The organism is Spirillospora sp. NBC_01491 (assembly GCF_036227065.1).
GTDB classification, from domain to species: Bacteria; Actinomycetota; Actinomycetes; order Streptosporangiales; family Streptosporangiaceae; genus Spirillospora; species Spirillospora xylanilytica.
This window is the reverse complement of sequence record NZ_CP109432.1, coordinates 6,309,955-6,334,265: the sequence shown is the minus strand read 5'-3', so window position 1 is coordinate 6,334,265 and position 24,311 is coordinate 6,309,955. Positions and strand designations below refer to the sequence as shown.

The following is a 24,311-nucleotide window of genomic DNA, read 5'->3' as shown; positions in this document are numbered from 1 at the left end:
TAACTCCAGGTCTTCCGGCCTCCTCCGCCACGGCCGTTCCTGGACACATCCCCAATCCCGCATCGAAGATCGAGGAGAGACCGCATGTCCCACCCGGGATCGCGTCCGCCCAAGCATCTGGCCGCGACAGGCGCGGTGCTGGCGCTGGCGCTGGCGCTGACGGGCTGCTCGGGCGGGAAGGACAAGGCCGCCGACAAGCCCGGGCCGCCGCCCCCGCCGCCGAGCGAGCAGGCCCCGAAGGACGCCACCGCCGCTCCCGGGTCGCTGACGCTGAAGTCGACGACGGGCCTGCGCAAGCCGGTGACCTACGACGACAAGGTCACCGTCGCGGTCAGCGACGTCCGCTATGTGAAGAACAAGGCCCAGGGGCCGGGCGAGATGACCGGCAAGCAGCTCACCATCTTCACACTGCGCTTCACCAACGGATCCGGCAAGGCGCTCGACCTCAACAAGGTCAAGGTGCTCGCCAAGTACGGGCCCCGGCAGGAGCAGGCGACCCCCACCTCCTACGCCAACCTCAACGACTTCTACGGCACGGTCGCACCGGGCAAGAACCGGACCGCGTCGTATGCGTTCGACCTGCCCGCGACGGGCTACAAGTCGGTGGTGCTCGGCGTCAGCTTCGACGCCACTCACAAGACGGCCGTCTTCGCGGGCTCGCTCAAGCACTGAAAAGGGTAGCTTCATGATGGAACCCAGCCCAGGGGGTCAGGTGGCGGCCAGGTCGCGCGGCTCGCAGCGAGCGCTGATCGTCAAGGTGCTCGCCCTGCCCGTGGTCATCGGGGTGGGGGTGCTCGGCTGGCAGCTTCCGCGCGCGATCCATTCCGTCTCGGCCGCCCCTCCGGCCGGACCGTCCGGCGCGGCGGCCGTCGGCAGCACCGACTACAAGGTGCCCGACGGGGCGCTGGTGGTGTCGCCGTCGGGCAGCGACTCGGCCGCGGGCAGCGCCGGCAAGCCGCTGCGCACGGTGGCCAAGGCGATCGCGAAGGCCCGCACGAAGGACACCATCGTGGTGCGCGGCGGCGTCTACCACGAGTCGGTGACCGTCCCGGCGGGCAAGCAGCTGACCATCCAGTCCCACCCGCGCGAGGCCGTCTGGTTCGACGGCAGCTCCCCCGTCGAGGCGTGGACGCCGCGCGGCGGCGCGTGGGTCAGGGACGGCTGGACGGCCAGGTTCGACGCCAGCCCCACCTACACGGCGGGCGCCGCGGCGAGCGGCGACGACGACTTCCAGTTCGTCTCGCCCCAGCACCCGATGGCCGCGCACCCCGACCAGGTCTGGATCGACGGCCGCGCGCAGCGGCAGGTCGGCTCGCGCGGCGAGGTCAAGGGCGGCACCTTCTACGTCGACGAGGGCGCCCGGCGGCTCGTCATGGGGGCCGACCCGCGCGGCCACGACGTGCGGGCCAGCACCCTCGACGAGGCGATCACCATCCGCGGCGCCGGCACGGTGCTGCGCGGGATCGGCGTGCGCCGCTACGCGACCGCGCTCCCCCAGATGGGCAGCGTCAAGGTGGTCGCGCCCAACGTGACCGTCGAGAACATCGCGGTCACCGACTCGGCCACCACCGGCCTCAGCGTCCTGGCCGGGAGCGCCCGGGTCCAGCAGGTCACCACCACCGGTAGCGGAATGCTCGGCGTGCACGCCAACTACGCCGACGACCTGCGGCTGAAGGGCGTGCGCAGCACCCACAACAACGTGGAGCACTTCAAGTACTCCCCGGTCTCCGGCGGCATCAAGGTCACCCGGTCCCGCGGCGTGACGGTCACCGGCAGCCTCACCGCCGACAACTTCGGCAAGGGCCTCTGGCTCGACGAGTCGGTCTACGACATCACGCTGACCGGCAACCGCGTCGCGCGCAACGCCGACCACGGCATCGCGCTGGAGCTGAGCGCCAAGGCCGTGGTCGCGGGCAACGTCGTCCGCGACAACGGCGGCACCGGCCTCAAGGTCAACAACACCTCCGACGTGCAGATCTGGAACAACACCTTCGCCCGCAACGCGCGCGGCGTGCACCTGGTGCAGGACAAGCGCCGTCCCGGCGTCCCCGGCACGCCCGGCCGCGACCCCCGGCAGAAGCAGCCCGATCCGGAGATGACCTGGCTCACCGGCAAGATCACGATGAGCAACAACGCCTTCGACGGGCCCGCGACCGGGGTCGGCTCCGTCGACTGCCTGCTGTGCGTGGAGGACCACTCCCACCAGCGCAGCGGCGCGCAGATGGGCCTGACCCTCAACGGCAACCTGTACGTGCGACCGGGCTCGGTCTCGCCGCGCGGGCTGGTGCTCTGGCCCAAGGACGGCGGCGCGTCCGGCACGTTCCCGGACCTCGGAGACTTCCGCTCCGCCACCGGCCAGGAGGCGCAGGGCCGGACGCACCGCACCGAGCACGGCACCGGACCGGACGGCGCGCTCAAACCTGCCCTGCGTTCCGAGGCCGACGGCTCGGCGGCCCGGCCGCTCCCGGGCGCGATCGCCGGGCTGCTCGACCGGCCCGCCGGCACCCGGCACATGGGCGCCTGGATCAGCGAGTCCTGACGTGCCCGTCACCAGCCTGCTCCCGCGCCGCAGACCGCCCGCGCCCTCGGCCGGACGATGGACGCTCGTGCTGCCGCTGGCCATCATGCTGGCCAGCGACTACAAGCTCCGCAGCCGCGACATCGACCAGGCAGTCGGCGGCAGCGCCGACCTGACGGTGCTGCTGGAGATCGGGATCTACGGGCTGGCGGCGCTGTTCCTGGTCTACCGGTTCGGGCTGCGTCTACCGACCCGCCGCACCACCGGACTGCTGTTCGCCGGGTGGGCGTTCGCCGGGTTCGTGGCGATGTCCTCGCTGTGGTCGCCGTTCAAGTCGCTCGGCGTGGTCCGCGGCGGGCAACTGCTGATCACGATGCTGGTGGCGCACACCCTCGCGACCCGCGCCACCCGCGCCGACCTGCGCCGGCTCGCGCACACCTTCATCGCGATCGTGCTGGTCTCGGTCGCGATCGGCGTCGCGCACCCGTTCCCGCGCACCAAGCACACCGAGGACCGGTTCAACTGGCTGTTCGTCCATCCGGTGATCGCCGGGGTCTACCTGGGCATCGCGGTCCTGCTCACGGTCGGCTACCTGATCCGCTGGAACGCCCCCCAGGAGCGGCTCTGGCATCCGGCCTTCTACGCCGGCGCCATGGCCGTGCTGGTGGGCGCGCTGGTGATGACCGGCACCCGCGGGGCTGCGCTCGGCTGCGCGGCCGGGCTCGTGGTGCTGCTGTTCACCGCGCGCGGCCCCCGGGGCCGGGTCGACGTGCTGGTGCTGGGCGCCGCGGTGGCCGCGCTCGGCGTGCTGGCCTTCTCCGACACGATCCTCGCGTTCGTGGCGCGCGGCGAGACGACCGAGAAGCTGGCCTCGCTCAACTCGCGGACCGACCTGTGGGCGCTGGCGATGAAGGCCTACGCCGAGTCCCCGGTCTTCGGCCGCGGGCTCGGCGCCTCGCGCGGGCTGTTCCTCGACGACATCGGCCTCGGCGGCGGGCACAACGCCTTCATCAACGCGCTGGTCGACAACGGCGCGGTCGGCGCCGCGATCTTCGCCGGGCTGCTGCTGACGCTCGGGTTCGTGCTGCTCATGCTGGCCCGGCACCGCACCCTCCGGTCGGACGCGGGCATGCTGCTCGGCATCCTCGGCTTCTTCCTGGCCGACAGCATGACCACCGAGGGACTGGCCGCCCCCGCCAACGTCTCGGGCATCTGGCTACTGCTGCTGATCGCGTGGACCGAGACGCTGCGCCGCCAGGGCGGCGACCCGCCCGATGACGCGGCCGAGCACGCCGGTCCGCTCGCGGCGGCGGGCCCGACCGTGACGGCGAGCCCCGCCGATCCGGAGTACACCGACGCCGGGTACGCCGATTCGGGATATGCCGAGTAGCGGCACGCCGGATCCGGCCACCCGGCGCTTCCCGGCGGGCCGTCAGCCGCTGCGCCGCCGTCCCACCAGGTAGAACACGGCACCCAGCACGCCTAGCAGGCCCAGCCCGACCAGCGCGCCGGTGCCGAGCAGCCCGCCGGGCGGCCCCGACTTCGCCGGGAACGACACCGGGGCCTTCTCCTCCTGGCCCGCGGGCGGCGCGTCGGCCCCGCCCGCGCGGGACGCGGCCCGTTTCGCCGGCGCGGGCAGCGGCACGGCGCGGAACACCGGCCGGGACCCCCGGTCGGCCATCAGCGCCCGGCGCCCGTCGGCGGCGACGCCGAACACCTCCGTCCCGGTCTGCGCGGCGGTGCGGATCACCTGCGTGATCTTGTCGCGGATCCCGGCGAGCACCCGCACGTCAGCGGTGGTCCGCAGCACGACCCGGCCGTCCGGCGCGAACCCGCCGCCGCGCACCCCGAACGGCAGCGTGCGCAGCCGCGTCAGCCCGTTCACCTGCGGCCCGAGCGCGCCGGGCAGCGCGTAGACGGCCGCCGCGGACGCGGCCTCGGTGATGATGTACATCCGGCCCTCGCGCGGCTCGGCGAGCAGGGTCGCGGCGTCGTGGCCCCCGTCGGGGTAGCCGACCTTGTACGGCTTGGCGGGCAGCGTCCCGTCCGCGAGTGTGGCGGGCTCGGCGACGCGGTACAGGGTGAGGCTCCCCTTGCGGCCCCTGCTCAGGTCGCCGAGGAACAGGCCGGCGCCGCCCGAGGCGCCCTTGACGATGGTGAGCGCGTCGGGCGCGCGGCCGGTCACCCCGGACAGCGTGTACACCGCGCGGGTCCGGCCGTCGGCGCCGAGGGCGAACAGCCGGGCCTTGCCGCCGCCGGCGCCGAGCGTCCACCACACGTCCGGATGCGCCACCCCGGCCACCAGCCCGGCGGGACTCGCCAGCCTCGCGTCGGACGGCCGGAACGCGGTCGTCGGCGCGGGCGACACCGTCGGCGCCGGGCGCGCGACCGGGTCTCCGGCGGCGTCCGCGACCGCGGCGATCCCGGCGATCCCGGCGGCCTCCACGACGCCGGTGACCCCGGTGGTGCCGGCGACCTCGGCGACCTCGGCGGTCCCGGCCACCGCAGCGGCGGTCACCGTCGTCGCCGCCGTCGCCGTCACGGCCAGGGACGCCGCGCCGACGCGGCCCGCGGCCCGGAGGAAAGCCCTCGGGTGGGCGCTTCCACTCTCAGCTCTCATGTGACGTCCATATCTGCGGGGAACCGTGTGGCATTCTTGCGCATGTGGATCCACTCGGCATCAAAGGCGCTTTCTCGTTCTCCCCCCGTGTGCACGGCGACGGCCGGGGCTCGTTCCACGAGTGGTTCCGGAGCGACCTGCTCCAGAAGCAGACCGGGCATCCCCTGCACCTCGCACAGGCCAACTGCTCGATCTCGGCCCGCGGTGCCCTGCGCGGCGTCCATTTCGCCGACGTCCCGCCCGGGCAGGCCAAGTACATCACCTGCGTCCGGGGGGCGATCCTCGACGTGGTCGTCGATCTGCGCGTCGGGTCGCCGACGTTCGGCACGTGGGAGGCGGCGCGGCTCGACGACGAGGAGCACCGCTGCCTCTACATCGCCGAGGGTCTCGGCCACGCGTTCATGGCGCTGACCGATGACGCCACGGTGGTCTACCTCTGCTCGGAGTCCTACAGCCCCGAACGTGAGCACGGCGTGCACCCCCTCGACCCCGAGCTCGGCATCGAGTGGCCGGCCGGGATCGAGCCGGCCCTGTCGGCCAAGGACGCCGCCGCCCCCTCGTTCGCCGAGGCGCGCGACTCCGGCCTGCTCCCCGATTACCGGCAGTGCCTCGACTATTACGCCGTACTCGGCGCCTAGAGACGCCGCTCTTTACCAGGAGTTGCCGGAGCGCCCGTCAGCGCAACTCCGGCCAGGCGGCGTGGAGCGCCTCGCGCCAGTCGCGGATCGGCGGCAGCCCGGCGGCGGGCCAGCGGCCGTGGCCGAGCACGCTGTTGGACGGGCGCGGCGCGGGCCGCGGGAACCGGTCGCTCGTCGTCGGGCGCACCCGGCCGGGATCGAGGCCGAGCAGGGTGAAGACCTCGCGGGCCAGGCCGTGCCAGGTCGTGCCGCCCCCGCTGGTGCCGTGGTAGACGCCGGGCGGCGCGGCGGAACCGGCCAGCGCGATGACCTGGTCGGCGAGGTCGCCGGTCCAGGTGGGCTGCCCCCGCTGGTCGGCGACGACGTCGACGGTCTCCCGGGTCGCGGCCAGGCCCGCCATCGTCCGGACGAAGTTGGGGCCGTGCGCCCCGTACAGCCAGGCGGTGCGCACCACGTAGCCGGTGCCGGCGGCGAGCACGGCGCGCTCGCCCGCGAGCTTGGTGCGGCCGTAGGCGTTCGCCGGACGGGTGGGCGCGTCCTCGGCGTACGGCCCGGACCCGGTCCCGTCGAAGACGTAGTCGGTCGAGATCTGCACCAGCGTGGCGCCGGTGCCGGCGCAGGCCGCGGCGAGGTGCCGCACCGCGGTGCCGTTGACGGCGAGCGCGGCGTCCTCGTCGGTCTCGGCGTCGTCGACGGCGGTCCAGGCGGCGCAGTTGACCACGGTCGCCGGCCGGTGCCGGTCCAGTGCGGCGCGGACGGACTCCGGATCGCGCAGGTCGAGGACGTCGCGGGCGGGGGCGGCGACCTCGTGGCCGGCGGCGCGCAGCCGGGCGACCAGGTCGGTGCCGAGCATCCCGCCGCCGCCGGTGACCAGCCAGCCCGCCGTCACCGGTCCCGTCCGGCGCTGTTCTTGAGCGGCTCCCACCAGTCGCGGTTGGCCTCGTACCAGCGGACGGTGCCGGCCAGCCCCTCGTCGAACGGGACCATCGGCGCGTAGCCGAGGGCGCGCAGCTTGGCGTCCGACAGCGAGTAGCGCCGGTCGTGGCCCTTGCGGTCGGCGACGCGCTCCACCCGGTCCCAGCCGAGGCCGAGGGCGTCCAGCAGCCGCCCGGTGAGCTCCAGGTTGGTCAGCTCGGCGGTGCCGGCGATGTGGTAGACCTCGCCCGGCGCACCCCGCTCGGCGACCAGCTGGATGCCGCGGCAGTGGTCGGCCGCGTGGATCCAGTCGCGGACGTTGCCGCCGTCGCCGTAGAGGGGGACCGAGCCGCCGTCCATCAGGTTGGTGGCGAACAGCGGGATGACCTTCTCGGGGTACTGGTACGACCCGTAGTTGTTGCCGCAGCGGGTGAGGCTGACCGGCAGGCCGTGGGTGCGGAAGTAGGCCAGCGCGATCATGTCGCCGCCCGCCTTGGCCGCCGAGTACGGCGAGTTGGGCGCGAGCGGCGCGTCCTCGTCCCACGAGCCGGTCTCGACGCTGCCGTACACCTCGTCGGTCGACACCTGCACCACCCGCGGGACGCCCGCGTCGAGGCACGCCTGCATGAGGGTCTGCACGCCGAGCACGTTGGTGCGGACGAACTCGCCCGCGCTGGCGATGGACCGGTCGACGTGCGACTCGGCCGCGAAGTTGAGCACCACGTCGTGGCCCGGGACGACCCGGGCGAGCAGCCCGGCGTCGCAGATGTCGCCGTGCTCGAAGGCGTACCGGCCCTCGACCGGTGCCAGGTTGGCGAGGTTGCCGGCGTAGGTGAGCCGGTCGAGGACGGTGACCTCGGCGTCCGCCCAGGCCGGGTAGCCGCCGGTGAGCAGCTCTCGGACGTAGTGCGAGCCGATGAAACCGGCGCCGCCGGTGACCAGGATGCGGGTCATGTGCCGATCTGCACTTTGCTGTGATCTCCCAGGACGAGCCGGTGCGCCTTCGGGACGCGCGGGGCGGGTGTGACCTCGGCCTCGCGGCCGATCAGCGAGCACTCGATCCGGCCGACGCCGACGATCGAGGCGCCGCGCAGCACGATGGAGTACTCGATCTCGCTGTCGACGACCGCGCAGTCGCGGTCGATGGAGGTGAACGGGCCGAGGTAGGAGTCACGGACGCGGGATCCGGCGCCGACGATGACCGGGCCGACGATCCGCGACCCGGTGACGGTGGCGCCCGCCTCCACCACCACCCGGCCGATCAGCTCGCTGGCCGCGTCGACCTCGCCGCGCACCGACGGCTCGACGCTCTCCAGCACCAGCCGGTTGACCTCCAGCATGTCGGTGACGTTGCCGGTGTCCTTCCAGTAGCCGGAGATCACCGTGGACTCGACCCGGTGCCCGTGGTCGAGCAGCCACTGGATCGCGTCGGTGATCTCCAGTTCGCCCCGCCAGGACGGCTTCAGCCGCGCGACCGCCTCGTGCACGGCGGAGCTGAACAGGTAGACGCCGACCAGCGCCAGGTCGCTCTTGGGATGCTCGGGCTTCTCCTCCAGGCCGACCACCCGGCCCTCGGAGTCGAGCTCGGCCACCCCGAACGCGCTCGGGTCCGACACCCGGGTCAGCATGATCTGCGCCTGCGGACGCTCGGCGCGGAACCGGTCGACCAGCCCGTCGATGCCGCCGACCACGAAGTTGTCGCCCAGGTACATGACGAAGTCGTCGTCGCCGAGGTACTCGCGGGCGATCAGCACGGCGTGCGCGAGCCCGCGCGGCGCGTCCTGCGGCAGGTAGGTGACCTGGAGGCCGAACGCCGAGCCGTCGCCGACCGCCTGCTCGATCTCGGCGGCGGTGTCGCCCACGACGATGCCGACCTCGCGGACGCCCGCGTCGCGGATCGCCTCCAGCCCGTAGAACAGCACCGGCTTGTTGGCGACCGGGACGAGCTGCTTGGCGGAGGTGTGCGTGATCGGCCGCAGCCTGGACCCGGCGCCGCCCGCCAGGACCAGCGCCTTCACGGGCCGGTCCGGGGGAACGGGCCCGGGGGGACGAGCATGCTCAAGGGGGCTCCAGGGTGCGGTGCCGGCTGGACTCTGACATTACCGGCAGCCGGCCTCCGATGCCGCCGGACCGGCGGATGGCCGGTCCGGCGGGGGCGTGTTCTAGCGGGCTCCGGTGATCATTCCTGCGGCGACGGTGTTGTTGGTGGCCTCGTCGATGAGGATGAACCCGCCGGTGAGGCGGTTGCGGCCGTAGTCGTCGACGAACAGCGGCTGGGTGACGCGCAGCCCGATCCGGCCGATCTCGTTGAGGCCGAGGCCGGTGGCGTTCTCGTCGCGGTGCAGGGTGTTGACGTCGAGCCGGTAGTGCAGGCCCGTGACCAGGGTGCGGGCGGTGCGGGTGGTGTGCTTGATCACCAGCTTCATCCGCGGGGTGAGCTGCCGGTCGGGCGTCATCCAGCACACCATCGCGTCGAGGTCCTGGGCGACCTCGGGCCGGTTGTTCGGCCGCGCGATCATGTCGCCGCGGGAGATGTCGATCTCGTCGGCCAGCCGGAGCGTCACCGACATCGGCGCGTACGCCTCGGTGACCGGGCCGGCCGGGCCGTCGATGTGGGTGATCGTGGTGGTCAGCCCGGACGGCAGGTGCACCACCTCGTCGCCCGGCTTGAGCACCCCGCCCGCCACCTGGCCCGCGTAGCCGCGGTAGTCGTGCAGGTCGGGGTCCGTGGAGGCGTGCGGACGGATCACCGACTGCACCGGGAACCGCACGTCGATCAGGTTGCGGTCGGAGGCGATGTGGACGTGCTCCAGGTGGTGCAGCAGCGACGACCCCTCGTACCAGGGCATGTTCACGCTGCGCTCGACCACGTTGTCGCCGTGCAGCGCCGACAGCGGGATGAAGGTCAGGTCGCCGACCTCCAGCTTGGACGCGAACGCGGTGAACTCGTCGCAGATCCGCCGGTAGACGTCCTGGTCGTAGTCGACCAGGTCCATCTTGTTGACCGCCACCACCAGGTGCGGCACCTTCAGCAGCGTGGTCAGGAAGGCGTGCCGCCGGGACTGCTCCAGGATCCCCTTGCGGGCGTCGACCAGGATGATCGCCAGATCGGCGGTGGAGGCCCCGGTCACCATGTTGCGGGTGTACTGGATGTGCCCGGGGGTGTCGGCGATGATGAACTTACGGCGCGGCGTCGCGAAGTACCGGTAGGCCACGTCGATGGTGATGCCCTGCTCGCGCTCGGCCCGCAGGCCGTCGGTCAGCAGCGCCAGGTTGGTGTACTCCTCGCCGCGGTCCGCCGAGGTGCGCTCGACCGACTCCAGCTGGTCCTCGAAGATCGACTTGGAGTCGAACAGGAGCCGCCCGATCAGTGTCGACTTGCCGTCGTCGACGCTGCCCGCGGTGGCGAACCGCAGGATGTCCATCTGCTTGCCGGGCATCAGAAGTAGCCCTCCTTCTTGCGGTCCTCCATCGCGGCCTCGCTGGCCCGGTCATCGGCTCGGGTCTGGCCGCGCTCGGTGATCCGCGTCGCCGCGATCTCCTCGATCACCTCGTCCAGCCCCGCCGCGTTCGACTTCACCGCGCCGGTGCACGACGCGTCGCCCACCGTGCGGTAGCGGACGGTCGCCTCGAACGCGGGCTCGTCCTCGCCGCGGTTGGCGTAGGACAGGTCGGCCAGCAGCATCCCGTCGCGCTCGAACACCGCGCGCGCGTGCGCGAAGTAGATCGAGGGGAGCTCCAGCCTCTCGCGCCGCACGTAGTCCCAGATGTCGAGCTCGGTCCAGTTCGACAGCGGGAACACCCGCACGTGCTCGCCGCGCCTGATCCGGGTGTTGAACAGGTTCCACAGCTCGGGCCGCTGGTTCTTGGGGTCCCACTGCCCGAACTCGTCGCGGAACGACACCACCCGCTCCTTCGCCCGCGCCTTCTCCTCGTCGCGGCGCGCGCCGCCGAACGCCGCGTCGAACCCGTGCTCCTCCAGCGCGTCCAGCAGCGTGACGGTCTGCAACCGGTTGCGCGAGGCGCGGCGGCCGGTCTCCTCGACCACCCGGCCCGAGTCGATCGACTCCTGCACCGAGGCCACCACCAGCCGCAGGCCCAGCTCGGCGACCCGCCGGTCGCGGTACTCGATCACCTCGGGGAAGTTGTGACCGGTGTCGACGTGCATCACCGGGAACGGGATCGGCGCCGGCCAGAAGGCCTTCTGCGCCAGCCGCAGCATCACGATGCTGTCTTTGCCGCCCGAGAACAGCAGGACCGGCCGCTCGAACTCCGCGGCCACCTCCCGGATGATGTGGATCGACTCGGCTTCCAGAACGTCCAACTGGGACAGGACATAATCGCAGCGCTGCATGGTATGGGGCTTCTCTCCACGCTCTCTGACAGATGCACCGTTGTCTTCGGATGTCGCTGGTCGGGATGTCACTGGTCGCGGCGCCCGGTCATTTCGGCAGGGCGTCGCGGACGTCCCTGATGCCGGACAGCAGCATCGATGCCGACACGGGATGACACACCAGGATATCCGGCAACCGGGGATCCTCCCGGTTGTAAACCAAAGGGTCACCGTCGACGCGCGAGGCGTGCGCGCCGGCGGCGAGGGCCACCGCGGCGGGCGCGGCCGAGTCCCATTCGTACTGGCCGCCCGCGTGCACGTAGGCGTCGACCTCGCCGAGCAGCACCGCGGAGATCTTGGCGCCGGCCGAGCCGATCGGGACCAGCTCGACGTCGAGATCGAGCCGGTCCGCGAGCTGCCGGACGAACTCGGGCGGGCGGGTGCGGCTGACGGCGATGCGCAGCCTGCCGGTCTCGGGCGCGGGCGCGTGCAGTGCCGACTCGGAGCTGCCGCCGGGCTTGCCCGGAGCGTTCCTGACGACCAGCGCGCCTCCGGGGGCGGCGGTGCGGAGCGTCCGGCCCTGGGCGGGGAGCGCCACGGCGCCGGCGGTCAGCCGTCCCTTCTCCCAGAGCGCCACATGGACGGCCCAGTCGCGGCGGCCCTCTTCGGAGAACTCACGGGTCCCGTCCAGCGGGTCGACGATCCACACCCGGCCCGCGGAGAGCCGCACGGCGTCGGCGGTGTTGCCGGTCGGCGCCCGGTCGGCCGCCGCGCCCTGGGCGCGCTTGCCCGCGACGGAGGCCCGGCCCTCCTCGGAGAGGATCGAGTCGTCCGGACAGCGCTCGGCCAGGGCCGCCATCAGGTACTCGTGCGCCCGCAGGTCGCCGGTGTCCTTGAGGACGCGCGCGTCGGCGAAGCCGACCTCGTCGCGCACCTCCAGCAGCAGGCGCCCCGCGGCATCGGCGAGCTCGCCCGCCAGCGCGTGGTCGTCTCCGGGGGTCTCCGTCATGATCACATTCCCGACTCGACTGGTCTGTTGGGTACACATTCTCACGTGCGCCCCAAGCGCCGCCCCGCGGGGAGTATCAGCAGGCCGGTCGCCGGCGCGGACGCGCTGCCGCGCACAGTCAAATAAACGCTCTTGTTTACTGGTGGTACCGTCCCGGCATGGTCGGGAACATAGTGGGACGAATCGATCGCACGCCCTCACTCACGGGCCGCCGAGTGCTGATCACCGGGGCCGCCCGCGGCATCGGCGCGGCGCTGGCCGAACGGCTGCACGCCCGCGGCGCCCGGGTGGCGCTGGCCGGGCTGGAACCGGACGCCCTCGCCGCCGTCGCCGCCCGCTGCGGGGACGCGCCGTGGTGGCCCTGCGACGTGACCGACCGCGCCCAGGTCGAAGCGGCGGTCGCCGGAACGGTGCGCGCCCTCGGCGGCCTGGACGCGGTCGTCGCCAACGCGGGCGTCGCCGCGCAGCTGCCGATGATCGGCGGCGACCCGGGGGTGATGGAGCGCACGATGCGGGTCAACGTGCTCGGCACCTACAACACCCTGAGCATCGCTGGCCCGCACATCGCGCACCCGCGCGGCTACGCCCTGGCGGTCGCGTCGGCCGCCGCGGCGGCCAACCTGCCGCTGCTCGGCGCCTACAGCGCGTCCAAGGCCGCCGTCGAGGCGCTCGGCAACACCCTGCGCAGCGAGCTGCGCCCCTACGGCGCACGCGCCGGCGTGGCCTATTTCGCCGAGCTCGACACCGACATGACCAGCCGGGGATTCGGCACCCGCGCGGCCGAGACGCTGCTCGGCTCCGGCACCGCGATCTCCCGCGTCTCCCGCGTCACCCCGCTCAAGGCCGGGATCGACGCGCTGGAGCGCGGCATCGCCTGGCGGTCGGCCCGCGTCGTGGCGCCCTGGTGGGTCGCGGCCGTGCTGCCCGCCCGGATGCTCGCGCAGCCCGTGATCGACCACGTCGTCCAGGGACGGCTGCGCGAGGCCCTGGAGATCGCCCGGGACGAGCGGGTCGCGCTCACCACCGAGCAGCCGGACGTCCCGTGACCGCCCGCGTCCGCCCCGGCGGGCCGGCCGACATCGGCCCGCTCGCCTGGGCGCTCACCCGCGTCTCGGGACTGGTCGCCGGGACCGGCCCGCCGAACCTGTTCCGCACCCTCGGCCGGCACCGCCGGCTCTTCCCCGCCTGGCTGTGGTTCGCCGGGACGCTGATGCCCGGCGGGCGGCTGCCGCGCCGCGAGAGCGAGCTGGTCATCCTGCGTGTCGCGCACCTGCGCGCGTGCCGGTACGAGTTCGACCACCACGTCCGGCTCGGCCGCCGGGCCGGAATCGGCCCCGCCGAGGTCGAGCGGATCACCTCCGGCCCCGGCGCCGAAGGCTGGACGCCCCGGGAGCGCGCGCTGCTGACCGCGATCGACCACCTGCACGAGCACCAGGACCTCGACGACGCCACCTGGGCGCTCCTGCGCGCGCACCTCGTCGAGCCCGAGTGCGTCGAGCTGTGCATGCTGGCCGGGCACTACGAGATGCTGGCCACCGTCATCACCGCCCTGCGCATCGAGCCGGACCCCCCGCGCCGCCCGTTCCTCCGCAAGCGCCGCTGACCCGGGACGAGCCCCTCAGGGACCGCGCTCGCGGAACCGGCGGACCCGCGCTCGCGGGGCTACAGGACGCCGTGCTCCTTGAGCGTGCGCACATGCGCGTTGATGCGCGTCCCCAACTCGCGCAGCGCACCGGCGTCGCCGTCGAGCAGCGGGACGGTCACCATGCTGCTGACCGCCGCCACGATCGCCCGGCAGCCGAACCGGCCCTCCTCGCCGGGCGCCTCCAGCACCGGCGCCAGCAGACCGGACAGCCGCTCCTGGAACTCGGCCCGACGGGCCAGCGCCTCCGGACCCGCCGCGTACACCTCCACGACGAACAGCCGCGCGTAGGCCGGCTCGCGGGCCAGCATCTCGACGTAGGTGGTGATGCCCCGCTCGAATCGCTCCAACGGCCCGCCCGGTCCCGACACGACCGCGTCGAGCCGCTCCTCCAGCCGCCGGGTCGCCTCGTCGAAGGCCGCCATGAAGCAGTCGAGCTTGGACGAGAACAGCTGGTAGAAGCTCTGCCGCGAGACTCCGGCGCGCTTGAGCACATCGCCCACCGAGGTGTTGACGAAGCCCTGCTCGCTCATCGCCTCGGCCATCGCCGCGATCAGCCGGCCGCGCTGCGCGCGGGCGACCTCCTCGCGGGACAGCGCGTGCCGGCCACGCGGCAGTCTGCGTGGAACGGACGTGGTCACGATCTCACCCTAACTAGTAGGCGCCGGAGCCGCGGACCACCGCCGACCAGGTCTTCCACATGATCTGGAGGTCGAGCGCCAGGGACCAGTTGTCGACGTACCGCAGGTCGAGCCGGACCGACTCCTCCCAAGTCAGGTCGGAGCGCCCGCTCACCTGCCAGAGCCCGGTCAGCCCCGGCCGGACGACCAGCCGCCGGTAGACGTCGCCGCCGTACTGGGCGACCTCCTCGGGCAGCGGCGGACGCGGCCCGACCAGCGACATGTCGCCGCGCACCACGTTGATCAGCTGCGGCAGCTCGTCCAGCGAGTAGCGGCGCAGCCGGCGGCCGACCCGGGTGATCCGCGGGTCCTCCTTGATCTTGAACAGCACGCCGTCGTTGTCGTTGTGCTGGCGCAGCTCGACCTTGCGGTCCTCGGCGTCGGTCACCATCGTGCGGAACTTCAGCACGGTGAAGTGCCGCCCGCCGCGGCCCACCCGGACCTGCCGGAACAGCACCGGCCCGCTGGTGGTCACCTTGATCAGGAACGCGACGAGCAGCAGCAGCGGGCTGAGCAGCACCAGCCCGGCGAGCGCCCCGGTCCGGTCGAACAGGCTCTTGACGACCTTCCGGCCGCCGTCCAACTCGGGGTGCTCGACGTGCAGCAGCGGCAGCCCCGACACCGGCCGGATCGAGATCCGCGGCCCGGTGACGTCCATCAGCGCGGGCGCGACCACCAGCTCGACGTCGTCGCGCTCGATCTGCCAGGCCAGCCGGCGCAGCGCGGACCCGTCCATCTCGGGGCAGGCCAGCACCGCGACCGAGTCGGCGCCGACCTGGTCGACCACCGCCGCCGCCTGGCCGAAGTGGCCGAGCACCGGCACGCCCTCGACCTCGCCGATCGCGTCGTCGCCGGCGGCGAGCGCGGGCGGCAGGCAGATCGCGACGATGTCCATGCCGTGGTAGCGCTTCTGCCGGAGCAGCTTGATCAGGTCGGCGACCGACGTGCGGTGCCCCACCGCGACGACCCGCCGCATGCAGTCGCCGTTCCACCGCTTGCGGTGCAGCCACTTGCGCAGCCGGTAGCGCGCCACCAGGTTGAGGAACGTGCCGAACGGCAACGCCATCACCACGTACCCGCGGGCGACCTCGGTCTTGGTCGCGTACGCCACGATCGCGACGGACGCGGTGAGGATGAACCCGGCGTGCAGGACCCGGCGGAACTCCTCGTACCCGACGCCGATGTACCGCGGCTGGTAGGCCCGGCACAGCATCAGGGTGAGCAGCCACAGCACGGGCAGCGCGACCGTCAGGGCGACATACGGTACGGTCGGATCGCCTGGAATGCCGGGAAAGCGGAGCAGGAAGGCGATCACTCCGGCCATCAGCATGCTGAAGAAGTCGAGCCCGCCGGCGAAGCGGCGATACCACCCGCTCCAGCTCGGCGCTTGGACGCGCCGTTGCTCGTGGCCGGCCGCCGAATCATGCCGGACCTTGTCAACGACGGCCATAACACCTCACCAACTCCTGACACGCGCGCCCCGTCACACACGTTCCACCCCGAAGACGGCCGAGTGGCACGCGGGGTTCACACGACATCCCAAGCCCGCGTGTGATGCATCTTACGTTCGCCTGCCCCTCGGCGGGAGCCATGCGGCACCGGCCGCTCCCGGCCGCGCGGGCGCCCCCCTGCGGAGCGGTCAACCGGCGTGGAAAGTGTTCTGCGCGGCCTCGAGACCGCCGGTGAGCACTCCCTCGACGGCGTCGGCGGTGCGATCGACGTTCAGCTCGAGTTCCCTGCGTTCGGCGGCCGAGAAATCCTTCAGAACGAACGCCGCCGGATCCATCCGGCCGGGTGGTCGCCCCACTCCGAACCTGACCCGCAGGTAATTCTTGTCTCCACCCAGCGATCGGGTGATAGAACGCAACCCGTTGTGACCGTTGTCACCGCCGCCCTGCTTGAGCCGCAGCGTCCCGTACGGGACGTCCAGCTCGTCGTGCACCACGACGAGCCGCTCGACCGGCACCTTGTAGAAGTCGCGGAGGCCCTTCACCGGCCCGCCCGACTCGTTCATGAACGTGCGCGGCTTGGCCAGCACCACGCGGGCGCCCGCGAGCCGTCCCTCCAGCACCTCCGACCGCGACCGGTGCGACTTGAACCGCCCGCCGGCCCGTCCGGCCAGCACGTCGAGCACCATGAACCCGGCGTTGTGCCGGTTCCCGGCGTACGACGGGCCCGGGTTGCCGAGGCCCACGACCAGCCAGAGATCCGCGCTCACCGGTACTCCCTTTCAACCGCTGTGTCTCCGGGGACGGCCCCGGCCCGCGGACGTGCACGGCCTCCGCCGGTGCGCGCACCGGCGGAGGCCGTGGAAAACCGTGTCGGTCGGACGGTCGCCGCGATCGGCGGCCGTCTCGCCTGGGGGGCCGCCTACTCGGCGCCCTCGCCCTCGCCCTCGGTGCCTTCGCCCTCGGCGCCCTCGCCCTCGGCCGCGGCCGGCTCGGTGGAGACGGTCGCGTCGACGATCTGAACGATCAGAATGTCCTCGTCGGCGGCCAGAGTCGCGCCCGCGGGGAGCTTGAGGTCCTTGGCCAGCACCTGCGTGTCGATCTCCAGGCCGGCGATGTGGAGCTCGACCTCCTGGGGAATGTGGGTGGCCTCGGCCTCGATCGAGATCTGCACCTCGGGCTGGACCAGCCGGCCGCCCGCCACCACGTCGCCGACGATGCTGATCGGCAGGTCGACGACGACCTTCTCGCCGCGCTTGACCACCAGCAGGTCGACGTGCTTCAGGAAGCCCTTGATCGGGTCGCGCTGCACGTCCTTGGGCAGGGCCAGCTCGCTGCCGGCGCCGACGCCCTCGAGGGTGAGCAGCACGTTGGGGGTCTTCAGGGCGAGCATCAGCTCGTGCCCGGGAAGCGAGATGTGCTGCGGGTCGGTGCCGTGACCATAGATGACGGCGGGCACCTTGCCGGCCCGGCGGGTGCGCCGCGCGGCACCCTTACCGAACTCGGTGCGCGGCTCGGCGGCAATGCGTACCTCGGACACGGCGGAAACTCCTCGTTTGTTGCGATCCACGGCCGTCCGGCATGGACGTCCGCTACGGACAGAGCGAATCAGGCGATGCTCGACGCGTCAGGCGCCTCGAAGATTCTTTGCGTTCCCCGGGGAGTGCGGGACCGGTGGAGGAACCGCACTGAACGACCCGGGACATACGCGGATTGGTCAAGTCTAGCCGATCGTCGCACACCCGAACGCCAGCGGCCCCGAACGGCGGCGGCCCCAACGGCGCCGGCCCCGGACGCGCCCGTGCCCGGGACCGCCGTCACGCGGTCCCGGGCACGGATGGACGGACGCGGGCCGGACGGCCCCGTTCAGCCGGGTGCGGTCGGCCGCGGGTTCGGCCGCGGGTTCAGCTGTGCCCGCCGAAGAGGCTGGTCACCGAGCCGTCGCTGAACACCTCGTTGATCGCCCGCGCGACGAGCGGCGCGATCGGCAGCACGGTCAGCTTGTCGAACTGCTTCTCCTCGGGGATCGGCAGCGTGTTGGTGAGCACCACCTCGGAGATCCGGGAGTTCTTCAGCCGGTCGACGGCCGGCCCCGACAGCACGCCGTGCGTCGCCGCGACCACGACCCGGGCCGCGCCCTGCTCGAACAGCGCCTCGGCGGCCTTGACGATGGTGCCGCCGGTGTCGATCATGTCGTCCACCACCACGCAGGTCCGGCCCTCGACCTCGCCGACCACGTCGAAGACCTTGACCTCGTTGGCCACATCCGGATCGCGCTTCTTGTGGATGATCGCCATCGGCACCCCGCCCAGCCGGTCGCTCCACCGCTCGGTCACCCGGACCCGGCCGGCGTCCGGCGCGACCACGGTGACCTGCGAGGTGTCCAGCCGGCTCTCGAAGTGCGAGGCCAGCAGGTCCAGCGCGAACAGGTGGTCGACCGGACCGTCGAAGAAGCCCTGGATCTGCGCGGTGTGCAGGTCCACGGTGATCAGCCGGTCGGCGCCCGCGGTCTTGAACAGGTCGGCCATCAGCCGCGCCGAGATCGGCTCACGGCCCCGGTGCTTCTTGTCCTGGCGGGCATATCCGAAGAACGGTGCCACCACGGTGATCCGCTTGGCCGACGCGCGCTTGAGCGCGTCCACCATGATCAGCTGCTCCATGATCCATTGGTTGATGGGAGCTGTGTGGCTCTGGATCACGAAGGCATCGGAACCACGGACCGACTCCAGGAACCGTACGAACGTCTCGCCGTTGGCGAAGTCATACGCGGAGGTCGGCGTGAGTTCGACGTGGAGGTTGTCGGCTACTTCCTTGGCCAGGTCCGGGTGGGCTCGGCCGGTGAAGAGCATGAGCTTCTTCTGGCCACTCGCTTTGATCCCACTCACCTCTGACAACTCCCCCTAAATGGAACGTGCTTCTCGTGGGTGTTGTCCCCACTCCCCACGCATCGCAAGAGTCGACTCCGCGATGCGCGGGTTGCCTGTCGTCCCGCCGGACGCGGCGGGAGGCGGGGCGTCAGTCGCCGCCCGCGGCGTGCTCACCGGCCGCGTCGTCGCGGGCCCGGCGGGCCGCGTCGGCGGCGGGGGTGCCGGCGCGCTTGCGCTCGACCCACCCCGCGATGTTGCGCTGCCGTCCGCGGGCGACCGCCATCGCCCCGGGCGGGACGTCCTGCACGATCACCGATCCGGCGGCGGTGTAGGCGCCGTCGCCGACCGTGACCGGAGCGACGATCATGTTGTCGCTGCCGACCTTGACGTGGTCGCCGATCACGCTGCGGCTCTTGGTGACGCCGTCGTAGTTGACGAACACCGAACTGGCCCCGATGTTGGAGCCGGTGCCGATCTCGGCGTCGCCGACATAGGTCAGGTGCGGCACCTTGCTGCCCTCGCCGACCTGCGCGTTCTTCATCTCCACATAGGTGCCCGCCTTGGCCTTGCGGGCCAGCCGGGTTCCCGGGCGCAGGTAGGCGTAGGGGCCGACGGACGCCTGCGGGCCGATCTCGGCCTCGACGCAGACGGCGTTGACCACGGTGGCGTCCGCGCCGACCCTGGTGTCGGTCAGCGTGCAGCCCGGCCCCACTCGGGCGCCCTCGCCCAGGTGGGTGCGGCCGTGCAGCTGGGTCGCCGGGTGGACGATCGCGTCGGGCTCGGCGCTGACCTGCACGTCGATCCAGGTGGTGGCCGGGTCGACGATGGTGACCCCGGCCCGCATGTGGGCCTCCAGGATCCGGTCGTTGAGCTGTCGGCGGGCCTGCGCGAGCTGCACCTTGTCGTTGACGCCCTGCGTCTCGACCCAGTCGGCGGCGCGGTGCGCCCCGGCCCGGTGGCCGTCGCCGCGCAGGATCGCCACGACGTCGGTGAGGTACTCCTCGCCGTTGGCGTTGTCGGTGGTGACCCGCTTGAGCGCCGCGGCCAGCAGGGCCCCGTCGAAGGCGTACATGCCGACGTTGATCTCGTTGACGGCGCGCTGCTCGGCGGTGGCGTCCTTGTGCTCGACGATCGCGCTGACCGACCCGTCGGCCGCGCGGATCATGCGGCCGTAGCCGGTGGCGTCGGGCATCTCGGTGGTGAGGACGGTGACGGCGTTGCCGTCGGCCTCGTGCGTGGCGACCAGTTCGGCGAGCGTCTCGCCGCGCAGCAGCGGATGGTCGCCGTTGGTGACCACGACGGTGCCGCGCAGGTCGCCGGTCTGCTCCAGGGTCGTCCGGACGGCGTGCCCGGTGCCGCCCTGCCGCTCCTGGACGACCGGTTCGGCGTCCGGGACGTGCTCGGCGAGGTGGGCGACGACCTGTTCGCGGCGGTGCCCGACCACCACCACGAGGCGTTCGGGTTCAAGTTCGCGGGCGGCGGCCAGCACATGGCCGACCATGCTGCGCCCGCACAGCTCGTGCAGCACTTTGGAAGTACGGGACTTCATCCGGGTGCCCTCGCCCGCGGCGAGGACGATTACGGCGGCCGGGCGGGCGGCCCGGCTCCGTGTACGGCAGGCAGCCACGAAGAGGCTCCTCGGCATCGCGGACGGGTTCGGTCGGGTGCGGAACCGACGGCCCCACTTGGACCGTCCAATACGCCGCCTACCTGCCTAAACGACGTTCCGGCAGGGGCATGGGCACGCCCGACAACCGAAGGATACCGCCCAGCCGGGACCTGTCACCCCGCCGGTCCCCCGCGGTCACGATCGGACCTTCCGGAGCCCGCCGTCCGGCGGGCCCGGGGCCGCCGGACGGCACATCGGGCACCCTGCTCCCGGGGGAGGATTCGAACCCCCATACGATCGACCAAAACGACCAGTCCTGCCCTTAGACGACCCGGGAAAGGCCAAACCCGGACAAACCTCCCACTCTGGGGAGCCGTCCAGGCCGGTCCTCACGATACCGGTTCCGCCACCACTCCCCCATCCGTTAGGCGGGGATCGGTCCGGGGCCGGCCCCTCGACGGACGGCCGCGGGACCGCCCCCGGGAACGCGCCGTCCACCGGGGCCCGGCGGGCGAACCATCGGCGGGGCCCGGTCGTTTGACCTGGCCGAGAACCATTTCACGAGCTCTCTTCACATCCGCGTGACACCGGTCTGACCCTCCGCAGAGTTTCATGTCCTTGAGACCGAAAAATCACCGAATTTACGATTCGATGCTGTCCAACCTACGCAACCGTAGGTTACGTTGGCGTAAGTACGGCTGCCCCGAGTAGCAGGAAGCGGTGACGCAATGACTACAGCCCCCATCCTCGATCCCCCTCGCCCACAGGGCCGTCCAGAGATCGACCCGGAGCCGCGGGGCAACGCCGAACGCCTACTCATCGCCCTGTTCACCGGGGTCCCGTTCCTGGCCCTGTTCGCGGTGGTCCCGCTCGCGTGGGGCAGCTTCCTCGGCTGGAGCGACGTGCTCCTCACCGCGGTCTTCTACTTCGTCTCGGCCGGCGGCATCACCGTCGGCTACCACCGCTACTTCACGCACGGCTCGTTCAAGGCGGGCCGCCCACTGAAGATCTTCCTGGCGATCGCGGGGGGCCTGGCGATGGAGGGGCCGGTCATCACCTGGGTCGCCGACCACCGGCGCCACCACAAGCACTCCGACAAGGAGATGGACCCGCACTCGCCGTGGCGCTTCGGCAACGACTGGAAGGCCCTGGCCAAGGGCCTGGTCTGGGCGCACTACGGCTGGCTGTTCAACAGCAACCGCACGTCCAAGCCGCGCTTCGCCAAGGACCTGCTGAACGACCGCGACATCGTCCGCGTGCACCGGTGGTTCCCCGGACTGGTCGCGGTGTCGTTCCTGCTCCCGGCCGCGCTCGGCGGGCTGCTCACCATGTCCTGGCTCGGCGCGCTGACCGCGCTGTTCTGGGCGGGCTTCGTCCGGACCACCCTGGTGCACCACGTGACCTGGTCGATCAACTCCATCTGCCACACGTTCGGCAAGGAGGACTTCGAGGTCCGCGACAAGTCCCGCAACGTGTGGTGGCTCGCCATCCCGTCGCTCGGCGAGTCCTGGCACAACCTGCACCACGCCGACCCGACCTGCGCGCGCCACGGCGTCCTCAAGGGGCAGGTCGACATCAGCGCCCGCGTCATCTGGACGTTCGAGAAGGCCGGCTGGGCCCGCGACGTCCGCTGGCCGGACGCCGAACGCCTCGCCAAGCGGACGAAGCAGGCATGATGTGGCATCCCCCCCTTCCACTCAGCAATGCGAACGGTACGAGTGAGCGCCACAATTGACACCGTGACAGAACCCGCCCCCCGGTCCCGCAGGAAGCGGATGACCGGCAAGGAAAGACGTGAGCAGCTGCTCGACATCGGCCGGGCACTGTTCGCCGAGCGCGGCCTGGACGGCACCTCGGTGGAGGAGATCGCCTCCGCGGCGGGTGTCTCCAAGCCCGTGGTGTACGAGCACTTCGGCGGCAAGGAGGGCCTCTACGCCGTCGTGGTCGACCGCGAGTTCGAACGACTGCTCAGCCTGGTCACCGAGGCCCTCAACTCCGCGATCCACTACCGCAGCAAGCTCGAGAAGGCCGCGCTCGCGCTGCTGGAGTACATCGAGGAGCACCCGGACGGCTTCCGCATCCTGGTGCGCGACTCGCACGGCGGCACCGGCACCGGCAGCTACGCCAGCCTGCTCAGCGAGATCGCCGGCGAGGTCGAGCACATCCTCGCCCAGGAGTTCGACCGGCACGAGTACGACGACCGGTTCTCGCCGATGTACGCGCAGATGCTGGTCGGCATGGTCGCGCTCACCGGGCAGTGGTGGCTGGACGTGCGCAAGCCCAAGCGCGAGGAGGTCGCCGCGCACGTGGTGAACCTCGCCTGGAACGGCCTGTCCGGCCTGGAGTCGCGCCCCTCGCTCGACCCGCGCCGCCGCCGCAAGGAGCTCGAACGGCTGGAGAAGCGCGCCGAGAAGGCGGCGCACAAGGCCGAGAAGGCCGAGGAGAAGGCCGCGGCCAAGGCGGAGAAGGCCCAGCGCAAGGGCCGCCGCGACGATGCCTCTGAGGAGTCCGCCGACGAGGCCCATGAGGAGACCCCCGAGGCGACTCCGCGGCACTGACCCTCGGTCACCGCTCCGGCGCGAACTGTCACACCCTCGTCCTACTCTCGGGACCAGTCCGAGAGGAGGGCCCCGATGACGCCGACGACCGGCCGCCGGGCCGACCGCGACACCCAGGCCGACGACTGCGCGCTGGACTTCCTCCGCGATCTGGACGAGTCGCTCTGGATCCTGGAGGAGGCCCGCCGCGCCGCGGCCAACGCCTTCCGCCACTCGGCCCGCGGCCACGACCACGTCGCCGAGCTCCGGCGCCTGCTGCGCCGCCTGCACGCCGTCCTGGTCGACTGGGAGGTCGAGATCCGCACCGGCGCTGACGTCGCGCCCGGCGGACGCGACCACCAGGCTGCAGAGGCCCGCCCGTCCCCTTCGGCCCTTCGAAAAGACGTGTGCCGGTGACCGTCCGGAGTTCGTCCGGGCGGCCACCGGCTGGGGTCACCGGCTTCGGGTCACGATGCCGGGGTCGGTGGGGCCGCGCGCGCCGCGATCGTGCGTGCGTCTTCGCGCGGCCGGGTCGGATGCCGCCCGCCGTTCGAGCTGGCACACCGCAGGGGAACGAGTCGCTTCCCTCGTACGGCGGGCGGCATCGCGTCTAGGGTCCAGGGCGCCCTGCCACGACGAAGACGCGCCGGAACGGGAAGACGGTGCCGTAGGGGGTGCGCGGGTAGGCGTCCCGCAGGCTGTCGCGGTAGGCGTCGAGGAACTCGGCGGTGTCGGCCGGGCCCAGGGCCGACAGGACGGGACGCAGCGCGGTGCCCTTGACCCATTCCAGTACCGGGTCTTCTCCGGGCAAAATTTGGATGTAGGTGGTCTCCCAGGCGTCCACTTGGCAGCCCTCCCTGGCGAGCAGGTCCGCGTAGCCGGACGGGTCCAGGACGGGTTCGTCGTGCACCGTCCCGGCCAGCGCATCGCGCCAGCGGGGCGACCGGCAGAGCTCGCGCAGCAGGGTGTGGCTGGGGGCGGCGAAGTTGCCGGGCACCTGGAAGGCCAGCCGGCCGCCGGGGGCCAGCGCGCGGGTCCAGCGCGGCAGCAGGGCGGTGTGCCCGGGCACCCACTGGAGCACCGCGTTGGAGACGATCAGGTCGGCCGGCCGGTCCGCGCGCCAGTCCGCGACGTCGCCGGTCCGGAACTCCAGACGGCCCCGCAGGGCGTGCCCGCGGGCCGCTTCGATCATGTCGGGCGAGGCGTCGAGACCGGTCACGACGGCGTCCGGCCAGCGCTCGGCCAGGCTCGCGGTCAGCTCGCCCGAGCCGCAGCCGAGGTCGACGACGAGAGCGGGTCGCACCAGGTCGACCCGGGCGAGCAGGTCGGCGAAGGGCCGGCCGCGCTCGTCGCCGAAGACCCCGTACTGCGCGGGGTCCCAGGCGGGGTGCGCCTCTGCTTGTCTCGACATCAAGAGACATGATGCCGCGCCCATATCTTGATGTCAACAATCATGCGCGCGGGGGGACTTGAAGCCCTTGGTGAGAAAATTGTT

General features: G+C 72.1%; 23 protein-coding genes and 1 tRNA gene. 9 read left to right on the top strand and 15 right to left on the bottom strand.

The features are described 5' to 3' along the window. Positions 1 to 84: 84 nt before the first annotated feature. Genes OHA34_RS29465 through OHA34_RS29455 form a run of 3 tightly spaced genes read left to right on the top strand, consistent with a single transcriptional unit; the run spans position 85 to position 3,908 of the window. On the top strand, positions 85 to 672 hold the full coding sequence (locus OHA34_RS29465; protein WP_329519541.1) for a hypothetical protein: 588 nt from the start codon (positions 85 to 87) through the stop codon (positions 670 to 672). Positions 673 to 685: 13 nt separating this feature from the next. Further along, complete coding sequence (locus OHA34_RS29460) at positions 686 to 2,539, top strand: right-handed parallel beta-helix repeat-containing protein (RefSeq protein WP_329519540.1); 1,854 nt, start codon at positions 686 to 688, stop codon at positions 2,537 to 2,539. A gap of 1 nt (position 2,540) precedes the next feature. Beyond that, positions 2,541 to 3,908, top strand: coding sequence for an O-antigen ligase family protein (locus tag OHA34_RS29455; RefSeq protein ID WP_285938129.1), 1,368 nt, complete (start codon positions 2,541 to 2,543; stop codon positions 3,906 to 3,908). 42 nt (positions 3,909 to 3,950) lie between these two features. Here OHA34_RS29455 and OHA34_RS29450 read toward each other — a convergent pair whose 3' ends face one another. Further along, a complete protein-coding gene (locus OHA34_RS29450; RefSeq protein WP_285938130.1) occupies positions 3,951 to 5,138 on the bottom strand; it encodes a hypothetical protein in 1,188 nt (395 codons plus the stop codon). 44 nt (positions 5,139 to 5,182) lie between these two features. Between OHA34_RS29450 and rfbC the strand changes: the two genes are divergently transcribed. After that, entirely contained in the window at positions 5,183 to 5,776 is a 594-nt protein-coding gene (gene rfbC, locus OHA34_RS29445) for a dTDP-4-dehydrorhamnose 3,5-epimerase (RefSeq protein WP_285938131.1), read from the top strand. A 37-nt stretch (positions 5,777 to 5,813) separates the two neighbouring features. On the opposite strand, the gene rfbD is transcribed toward rfbC, so the two are convergent. The 6 genes from rfbD to OHA34_RS29415 all read right to left on the bottom strand — a co-directional run bounded on the left by rfbD (position 5,814) and on the right by OHA34_RS29415 (position 12,033). Then, positions 5,814 to 6,665, bottom strand: a complete 852-nt coding sequence (gene rfbD, locus OHA34_RS29440) for a dTDP-4-dehydrorhamnose reductase (protein ID WP_285938133.1) — start codon at positions 6,663 to 6,665, stop codon at positions 5,814 to 5,816. Next, positions 6,662 to 7,645 (bottom strand): dTDP-glucose 4,6-dehydratase, encoded by a 984-nt coding sequence (gene rfbB, locus OHA34_RS29435; RefSeq protein ID WP_329519539.1) that lies wholly within the window; start codon positions 7,643 to 7,645, stop codon positions 6,662 to 6,664. Before rfbB ends, rfbD begins: the two co-directional genes overlap by 4 nt. Then, a complete protein-coding gene (locus OHA34_RS29430; RefSeq protein WP_285938136.1) occupies positions 7,642 to 8,709 on the bottom strand; it encodes a glucose-1-phosphate thymidylyltransferase in 1,068 nt (355 codons plus the stop codon). Before OHA34_RS29430 ends, rfbB begins: the two co-directional genes overlap by 4 nt. Positions 8,710 to 8,853: 144 nt before the next feature. Then, positions 8,854 to 10,116, bottom strand: a complete 1,263-nt coding sequence (locus OHA34_RS29425) for a sulfate adenylyltransferase subunit 1 (RefSeq protein WP_285938618.1) — start codon at positions 10,114 to 10,116, stop codon at positions 8,854 to 8,856. Between the two features lie 14 nt (positions 10,117 to 10,130). After that, positions 10,131 to 11,045 (bottom strand): sulfate adenylyltransferase subunit CysD, encoded by a 915-nt coding sequence (cysD, locus tag OHA34_RS29420; RefSeq protein ID WP_285938137.1) that lies wholly within the window; start codon positions 11,043 to 11,045, stop codon positions 10,131 to 10,133. Between the two features lie 88 nt (positions 11,046 to 11,133). Next, positions 11,134 to 12,033 carry a 3'(2'),5'-bisphosphate nucleotidase CysQ gene (locus OHA34_RS29415; protein WP_285938138.1) on the bottom strand — a complete coding sequence of 300 codons (900 nt, stop codon included), beginning with the start codon at positions 12,031 to 12,033 and terminating at the stop codon, positions 11,134 to 11,136. A gap of 215 nt (positions 12,034 to 12,248) precedes the next feature. Here OHA34_RS29415 and OHA34_RS29410 point away from each other — a divergent pair, with 215 nt between their 5' ends. Together OHA34_RS29410 and OHA34_RS29405 are read left to right on the top strand one after the other, a co-directional pair. After that, the gene (locus OHA34_RS29410; RefSeq protein WP_285938139.1) at positions 12,249 to 13,079 is read left to right on the top strand and encodes an SDR family NAD(P)-dependent oxidoreductase; all 831 of its coding nucleotides are present in this window, start codon (positions 12,249 to 12,251) and stop codon (positions 13,077 to 13,079) included. Beyond that, positions 13,076 to 13,636, top strand: a complete 561-nt coding sequence (locus tag OHA34_RS29405) for a carboxymuconolactone decarboxylase family protein (protein WP_285938140.1) — start codon at positions 13,076 to 13,078, stop codon at positions 13,634 to 13,636. The genes OHA34_RS29410 and OHA34_RS29405 overlap by 4 nt, the downstream gene beginning before the upstream one ends. Before the next feature lie 59 nt (positions 13,637 to 13,695). Here OHA34_RS29405 and OHA34_RS29400 read toward each other — a convergent pair whose 3' ends face one another. The 7 genes from OHA34_RS29400 to OHA34_RS29370 all read right to left on the bottom strand — a co-directional run bounded on the left by OHA34_RS29400 (position 13,696) and on the right by OHA34_RS29370 (position 20,616). After that, positions 13,696 to 14,316, bottom strand: coding sequence for a TetR/AcrR family transcriptional regulator (locus OHA34_RS29400; protein ID WP_285938141.1), 621 nt, complete (start codon positions 14,314 to 14,316; stop codon positions 13,696 to 13,698). Positions 14,317 to 14,329: 13 nt separating this feature from the next. Next, positions 14,330 to 15,805, bottom strand: coding sequence for a sugar transferase (locus OHA34_RS29395; protein WP_285938142.1), 1,476 nt, complete (start codon positions 15,803 to 15,805; stop codon positions 14,330 to 14,332). Between the two features lie 189 nt (positions 15,806 to 15,994). Next, positions 15,995 to 16,573 carry an aminoacyl-tRNA hydrolase gene (gene pth, locus OHA34_RS29390; protein WP_285938143.1) on the bottom strand — a complete coding sequence of 193 codons (579 nt, stop codon included), beginning with the start codon at positions 16,571 to 16,573 and terminating at the stop codon, positions 15,995 to 15,997. Between the two features lie 152 nt (positions 16,574 to 16,725). Continuing rightward, a complete protein-coding gene (locus OHA34_RS29385) occupies positions 16,726 to 17,343 on the bottom strand; it encodes a 50S ribosomal protein L25/general stress protein Ctc (RefSeq protein ID WP_285938145.1) in 618 nt (205 codons plus the stop codon). Between the two features lie 364 nt (positions 17,344 to 17,707). After that, the gene (locus tag OHA34_RS29380) at positions 17,708 to 18,688 is read right to left on the bottom strand and encodes a ribose-phosphate diphosphokinase (RefSeq protein WP_285938146.1); all 981 of its coding nucleotides are present in this window, start codon (positions 18,686 to 18,688) and stop codon (positions 17,708 to 17,710) included. 130 nt (positions 18,689 to 18,818) lie between these two features. Beyond that, positions 18,819 to 20,297: a bifunctional UDP-N-acetylglucosamine diphosphorylase/glucosamine-1-phosphate N-acetyltransferase GlmU gene (gene glmU / locus OHA34_RS29375; RefSeq protein WP_285938147.1), complete on the bottom strand. Its 1,479-nt coding sequence runs from the start codon at positions 20,295 to 20,297 to the stop codon at positions 18,819 to 18,821. 248 nt (positions 20,298 to 20,545) lie between these two features. After that, positions 20,546 to 20,616, bottom strand: a tRNA-Gln gene (locus OHA34_RS29370). A 391-nt stretch (positions 20,617 to 21,007) separates the two neighbouring features. Here OHA34_RS29370 and OHA34_RS29365 point away from each other — a divergent pair. The 3 genes from OHA34_RS29365 to OHA34_RS29355 all read left to right on the top strand — a co-directional run bounded on the left by OHA34_RS29365 (position 21,008) and on the right by OHA34_RS29355 (position 23,233). Beyond that, positions 21,008 to 21,955 carry an acyl-CoA desaturase gene (locus tag OHA34_RS29365; RefSeq protein WP_329519538.1) on the top strand — a complete coding sequence of 316 codons (948 nt, stop codon included), beginning with the start codon at positions 21,008 to 21,010 and terminating at the stop codon, positions 21,953 to 21,955. A gap of 63 nt (positions 21,956 to 22,018) precedes the next feature. After that, a complete protein-coding gene (locus tag OHA34_RS29360; protein WP_285938149.1) occupies positions 22,019 to 22,837 on the top strand; it encodes a TetR/AcrR family transcriptional regulator in 819 nt (272 codons plus the stop codon). Between the two features lie 75 nt (positions 22,838 to 22,912). After that, positions 22,913 to 23,233, top strand: coding sequence for a hypothetical protein (locus tag OHA34_RS29355; protein WP_285938150.1), 321 nt, complete (start codon positions 22,913 to 22,915; stop codon positions 23,231 to 23,233). Positions 23,234 to 23,426: 193 nt separating this feature from the next. Here the strand turns inward: OHA34_RS29355 and OHA34_RS29350 are convergent, their stop codons facing one another. After that, the gene (locus OHA34_RS29350) at positions 23,427 to 24,227 is read right to left on the bottom strand and encodes a trans-aconitate 2-methyltransferase (protein WP_329519537.1); all 801 of its coding nucleotides are present in this window, start codon (positions 24,225 to 24,227) and stop codon (positions 23,427 to 23,429) included. Positions 24,228 to 24,311 lie beyond the last annotated feature (84 nt).